Consider the following 6,506-nt stretch of genomic DNA (forward strand, 5'->3'; position numbering starts at 1 on the left):
GCATTAAGGTCAGGCAGAGTAAGTATCTGAACAACCTGGTGGAGCAGGAGCACCGGAATATCAAACGTCGGATACGCCAGATGCTGGGGTTCAAATCATTCCGGAGGGCGCAGGCGATACTGGCAGGTATCGAAATCATCCACATGCTACGCAAAGGGCAGCTTCAGAATCCGCACAGAGACGGTTTGTCCCCGGCAGAGCAGTTTTATCTTCTTGTTGCGTAAACAATCACCATCCAGGCTTTCTGGCAACCTGCTGGCGTTAATGCGACAGAACCTAAATTAGTGTATGAGGCCGCGAAAGAGCTGAATCCATCTCGCTGCTCAGGAGCGATAAGAAACTGGAGCTGGCAGGACGAAGTCTGGCTGAATCCTGAGCGGGAGACGCTGGCCGCATAATCAAACTAAGGCGACAACTACTTGGACACACACCGGGGGGCAATCAGGACGACTAACCCCATAGAATCGGCGTTTGCAACAGTGCGGTTACGCAGTAAGCGAGCAAAAAATTGAGGTTCGAGAGAAACCACACTTACGATGGTATTCAAACTGCTTCAGTCAGCACCGAAAACTGGACCCGGCTTCCGGGATTTAATCTGCTGACGCTGGTAGTAAATAACGTCCCGTTTAAGGACGGAGTACAGGTCCACGAAACATCAAATCGAAGCGTTGCCTGCTTGCTCCGTACACCAGATTTGACAATAACTCCTAATTGGATGCATTACCTCGTTTTTTATTGAGTAAGGGTAAAATGATTATTGATTTTTTTTTGCAAAATCAATTTTTGATAGTTGATAGACATGAAAATATGTAGCTTAGTTTAATTTACTTTTATGAGGAGTTAAACCATGCCTGTATCAGCCTCTCAGCACAGAATTGCAATACTACAAAGCTATGAAAAAAAATCAACAGGGCCTGTAGTACACTCTCATCGCATTACTTCGAATGGACCGCAAATCTCTGATGGAGTAAATGATTTTGGAAGGTATATCACTGCGGTGAAAAACTCCCAAGAATTAATGATAAACTCATATGACAAAAATATTAACTGGCGACCTTGTAAATTGACAACAGCTCTCCAGTCAATGTTATTGCTCAGTCAGCTTCAGCCTGTCTGCCATCAGATTTCAGCACCATCAGCTATTCCAGTAAAGACGTCAATGCTTGCCAATCCTACTCAGGCTTCCGCAGGAAACGCTCTTACTGGAAGATATAATCCTGTTGATTCAGTTACTAAAGCTAAGCCCTTGCAATTTCCGGTTGTGGATAATTTCCTTCAAAAAGAAAATAACCCTGATGCAGCGAGAGAGGCCCCTGAACTTATTTTTCCGGATATGACGCTGGCAAATAGTCAGACATCTAACAATGCGGTTGTGACGCCTCTAATTATGGGAGCCGCAACGGCAACAGCCGCCGCCGAGGCGGGAATGAATCCATTTTTATCCGGGACGGTAGGTTTTGTAGTCGGCGCACTTTTTGGCGGTTTGGGTATAAAGATCTATAGCAATAGCCGCAATGAAGCGTGTATGCAATCTGGCCAGCATGAAGCGCTTTCAGCAGTTTTAGTTAAACACGAAGAGATGAAACCCAGGGCTTTATCTTATCGGCAAGAAAATCCTTTAAATGATATTACTGATAAAATATCAAAAAAATTTATGGAATCTTGCTTTGAGGAAAGTAAAGTTAATGTAACGACCTTTGATATGGAAGCTTTAAAAACAGTATCGCCCGCTCAGTATAGTTTTATTATGACGGCGGTAGAAAATACAAAAACTATTGTTGCTGCTGCTTTGCAGCAACTACTGCCGATAATTAATCGTATTAATCCTGTAGTGAAAACAAGTTTCACTGATGAAGAGTTTATGCAATATTATTATGATGCAGCGATCAATGCGATTGGACCGAATGCACATAATCATTATCCAAACTCTTCTTCTGCAATCGATTTTTTGAAAGAAAAAAAATCTGCCCTGCCGCATCAAGAATTTCCTGATGATGAGGGATTCTATCAGGATTTATTTATCGCTCTGTCGAAAATAATGATCTATATAGAAAAAGTTTGTGATGGTGACAACAACAACTGCGTGAATTTCATGACCGGGAGATATACACACCAATCAAAATCATATGAGAAACAAAACAATCTCACTCAACTTTATGCACTTGCTGGTAATGGTATAACTAAAAGATATGGTGAGAATAAAATGCATGTTGGTGTTACAAGTAATTTTTTTTCAACAAATACAGTGGATTCAGCAAGGATACTTTTTCATGAATTACTTCATGGTGTTACCGCTACGGCTGACTTATTTGAAATAAAAAGAAATAGTGATTATGAACGCCTCCCCACCTCTACATACGTAGAAATGCCTATTCCCAGAGCGCTTGAGAAAATAGAAAATGCGCTCAATAATACTAAAAATACTATTGGCGAAGTTTTGTATGATAAATGGACTCCGGAAACCAGCTTTGCAGTTACTGACTTATTAAATAAAATATCGCCGACCCTGGTCAATGAGGAGTTATCAAAACACAGAGATCATTTTATTGCTCGCTACAAAGACGACCTTGATTTCCGTCGGCAGGTTAACGCAAGAAATACAGATAGTGTAAGCAGCTTAGTATTCTTTCTTGCAAACCAGCATTTTAAAGGTATGGAAACGCTTCCTCTTCAGTCTAATGCTGCATTCAGAGAGAAAAAAAGAACATACTAGCATGGTTTGATAGTTTACTGAGAATATTAGTTTGTCTGTCTATACCAGACATACATTTTTCTCAGCCCACACTACGCTCACGGATAGACCTCGCCGAAAACTGGGGGGTGTTCATCAGTAGCATTTTTTGTATAGATTGAAAAATGAGATGATTAAAGAAATTTTGGCTTGGTCACAGAATACAGCTTTGCATCAGATGGCAAACCCGGTGTTCGAAAGCATCCTGTTTTGTCAGTGATGGATACAGGATCCAGTTTTTTCACAACCCGGAACAGACAAACTGAGGAATTAAAATGTTTAACAGAATAAATTCAGCTAATAGCACACTGTTAGCTTTAAACCAAAATGGTAAATTTTTGCAAGAAAGTATTGATACCATGTTCAATCAACTCAATCCTGTTGTTCTAAAACAGGATGCTGACATTACAGGTCCCTTAAAGCAATTGTCTGAGTTCGGTACATATATTAAAGTGAAATATGCAAAGGGAATAAAGGATAGACTATCAGGCGTATTTTCTCCGGACCAGGAATATCATAAAAATGATATCAATATGTTAAATAAACTAATAGACAGCATCTGTGATTACAGATGCCCATTAAAAGAAATCATTAGAGAACAGTCGGTTAATGCAATCAGTAACAATTTACTATCATTTTCTGATAGTGACTTCATAATTAGTGATGAGAGCAGCGACAGAGAGTCTGTCAATTTTAACCGTATGTTACCTACGGTCGGATTTGCATCACAAAGTTATGGTTACTTGGGAAGAAAAATAATATCAGAGGGGGTAAAAGGGATTCTAGAAGGAAGTCAAAAAGACGAACGTTACAGAAAATTTGAAAAAGTGATATTTGACCAGCCGCCGAGCAATGAAGCGGTCAGAACACAAATTTCAGATTATTTTATGGTCTATTTAATGACACATGGTGATGAGCTGGATGAACTTTATGATGAAGGAAGGCTCGCTATCCAGAATTGCCCTTAAGGGTTGTGTCGCATTAACGACCGCGAGTCAGGAGAAGATGCTCTGCCTATTTCTTAGGCAACTATCTGTATTAGATCAGGTCTGAGCTAATACACATTAACGGCGTCAGGTTGCCGGGAAGCGGGTCTGTTTGTTTTTTAATCAATCAGAAGATAAAACTGCTCTGCCGGGAACAATCCGTCCCCGTGCGGATGCTGAAGCTGTCCCTTGCGTAGCATGTGAATCATTTCGATACCCGCCAGGACAGCCTGCGCCCGCCGGAAGGATTTGAATCCCGTCATCAGCTTTATCCTGCGTTTGATATTCCGGTGGTCCTGCTCCACCCGGTTGTTCAGGTACTTCTCTGCCTGATCTCTTCCCTTTAAACAGTACCCCTGCACTGATATTGGGAAGGGATCAGGAAGGGATCAGACCATGGCAGTGCGCTTGCTACTGAAAATACCATTACATTCATGACCAAGCATATAACTAGGGCGATGCGAATGACGCGCCGCCCATCGCAGAGGCATGAAATCATCACGGGCATCATGAAATTGCCCGCCATACTGAGGACCCCGAGCAAGACGTACGTCAATCCGATGATGCCTGTTCCGTACCCGGCAACATCGCGCAAGCGCTCACCGATTAGCGTAAAAATGCCGATGCCACCGCCAAGCCCAAAACCCATTGCGATCAGAGCACCCAAGGCCCCCGGTAAACGAAGGCTATGATACGCACCGCGTTGGTGCCCCCTGCATCGCTGGCGATCGCAAAAGCAACCGGCAGCATCCCGGCACTCGCCGCGCCGGTCAGCACGCGAAAGAGCAGCACCATCTCAAACGTCGCAGCGAGGCCAGTCCCCATAGAGGCTGCGGCGAAGAGAATTGACGCCGGGATGAGAATCCTCATTCTTCCATACCGATCCGACAACACGCCGAAAAAGAATGCATAAGCCGTATTGGCCAAGCTGTAGGCCGTGACAAAGAACGTCACGCTTTCCGGCCTCACGGATAAGTCGTTGCCGACTGGTGTGAGGATGGGCCCGAGCAGTAGTTCATCGGCACCGACGAGGAACGCGATGAAGAACAGCGTGACATTTTGGGTCCAAATCACTGTAGCTCCTCAATAAGTCGTGGTGATGGTCTTATCGTTGCGCAGAAACCAATACCATCATGGGACGCTCCACCTCTTCGGCCAGCGCCGGGTTTGCTTTGATTTGTTCCGCAGTTGGTCCCCATTCATTGATATGGCGAATAGCAAAACCAGCAGCCATCAGCGCGTTCAATGTGGTGCCCAAGGTCCGATGGTATTTTACCACCCCGTCAGCCAGCCAGTTGCTGACGCGTTTACCTTCATTTTGATAGTTGTTGACCGCCCACGACCGCTGACCTTCATCGTCGGTAAGCCAGCCCTGACGTACCGGGCAGGTGTAGATTGGGTGCTCGGTCGTGAAGACAAACCAGCCGCCGGGTTGCAGCGCCTGATAGATGGTGGCAAATACCGGAGCGAGGTCGGGCAGGTAATGCAGAGCCAACTGGCTGTATACCAAATCGGTTGCCTGGCTCGGCAGTGCGAGCTGTTCAAGATCACCGCGTTGATAGCTGATGCCGTTGTCATCGGTGAGCTCCCGTGCCCGTGCTAGCATTTTTTCAGACAAGTCGACACCGAGTACCTCGGCGGCTCCTGCCTCTCGCGCACTGCGGCAAAACCAACCGTACCCACAGCCGAGATCGATGACCCGTTTTCCGGACAGAGCCGGGAGCATGGCCTGAATAGACGCCCACTCCGGGGCGGCCTCCAAACCGAACTGAGAGCGTGGCAGTTGGGCATAACCGTCGAAAAAGGCCTGATTGTCGTAAATGTTTTGAGACATATTGAACTCCGAAAGTAATTTAGATCGCCTCAAAAATGAGACAAAAAAAAGCGAGCAAGGGAAATCCCTGCTCGCTCTATGAAGCTGCCTTCAGGCAGCTTCAACGAAAAGGGCCTTGGATGAGTTATCATCCAAGGCCCTGATTAATCGCCACACACATAGACACCTCTATCTTTACAGACGAGGCATACGAGCATCGTGGCGATGAATGTAAGGAGGCTAAAGCTCCTGATCAGGCTCTGAACAACGCTTCATCGCAAGCAATTGTCAGAGCTAACTCGGGTAACGAGCTGATCTGAATCGTACGTATTTTGCATACCAAGCCAATCAGATAGGTGAGTATGCGCGATCTTTAACGCTTTTAGCGAAAAAAGTCAATTGGCGTTTTCTGTTATGTCGTGCGAGATTCTGTGGCTGCGCCGATGCTGACCAGCTCACTCTCCGTTTATCGTTATGGACTAGCCCGATAGGCGCTAAGAAGCACAAGCTTAGCGTACGTTTCCGTACGGTTGGGCTTCAGACCCCTTTTCTGACGGAAGGATAGCCTTTCAGCGTTGTATTAAAGAGCGCGCTGAATTTTCCGGCGGTACGGTGGACTTCATCATAGGTCAGTAGATCCACACTGAGTCTCAGACTTTCCAGCTGGTCCAGCAGGGCGGGAGCTGAATGATAGGTGGTGACAACGGTAAACCGGTCACTCCCGGGGGTTCTGTCGCATTAAGAAATGGTCGGGTAACATACTGTTTTTTTTGCAATGTTGTCCGGCCATGTCTCTGATCCAAAAATCCTTTAAACGCCTGCATTATCCCGTTGACGTTATTGCTCAGTGTGTCCGCTGGTATCTGACTTATTCCCTGAGCCTGCGCAACCTGGAGGAGATGATGGCTGAGCGCGGTATCACCGTCGACCATTCCACGCTTCACCGGTGGGTTATTCGTCTTGTCCCGCTGCTGGA

At 45.7% G+C, this 6,506-nt stretch carries 5 protein-coding genes and 3 pseudogenes; 5 read left to right on the forward strand and 3 right to left on the reverse strand.

Annotation, left to right across the window (positions count from 1 at the left end; genetic code table 11):
* The 4 genes and pseudogenes from BTJ39_RS23860 to BTJ39_RS23875 all read left to right on the forward strand — a co-directional run.
* Positions 1–224, forward strand: a 224-nt coding sequence (locus tag BTJ39_RS23860; RefSeq protein ID WP_139356381.1) for a DDE-type integrase/transposase/recombinase, incomplete at its 5' end; no start/stop codon positions are given.
* 216 nt (positions 225–440) lie between these two features.
* Positions 441–673: pseudogene (locus BTJ39_RS25240) on the forward strand (IS256 family transposase); the annotation flags it as partial.
* Positions 674–847: 174 nt separating this feature from the next.
* Entirely contained in the window at positions 848–2,713 is a 1,866-nt protein-coding gene (locus BTJ39_RS23870; RefSeq protein ID WP_139356412.1) for a hypothetical protein, read from the forward strand.
* Positions 2,714–3,006: 293 nt separating this feature from the next.
* Positions 3,007–3,699, forward strand: a complete 693-nt coding sequence (locus BTJ39_RS23875; RefSeq protein WP_078005155.1) for a hypothetical protein — start codon at positions 3,007–3,009, stop codon at positions 3,697–3,699.
* Between the two features lie 137 nt (positions 3,700–3,836).
* Here BTJ39_RS23875 and BTJ39_RS23880 read toward each other — a convergent pair.
* The 3 genes and pseudogenes from BTJ39_RS23880 to BTJ39_RS23895 all read right to left on the reverse strand — a co-directional run.
* Positions 3,837–4,040 (reverse strand): annotated as a pseudogene (locus tag BTJ39_RS23880) (DDE-type integrase/transposase/recombinase); the annotation flags it as partial.
* A gap of 331 nt (positions 4,041–4,371) precedes the next feature.
* Positions 4,372–4,791, reverse strand: coding sequence for an MFS transporter (locus BTJ39_RS23890; protein ID WP_078005157.1), 420 nt, complete (start codon positions 4,789–4,791; stop codon positions 4,372–4,374).
* A gap of 31 nt (positions 4,792–4,822) precedes the next feature.
* Entirely contained in the window at positions 4,823–5,551 is a 729-nt protein-coding gene (locus tag BTJ39_RS23895) for a class I SAM-dependent methyltransferase (RefSeq protein ID WP_078005158.1), read from the reverse strand.
* A 767-nt stretch (positions 5,552–6,318) separates the two neighbouring features.
* On the opposite strand from BTJ39_RS23895, the pseudogene BTJ39_RS23900 reads away from it, so the two are divergent.
* A pseudogene (locus BTJ39_RS23900) lies at positions 6,319–6,506 on the forward strand (IS6 family transposase); the annotation flags it as partial.

This window comes from Izhakiella australiensis, assembly GCF_002006995.1.
Classification (GTDB): Bacteria; Pseudomonadota; Gammaproteobacteria; order Enterobacterales; family Enterobacteriaceae; genus Izhakiella; species Izhakiella australiensis.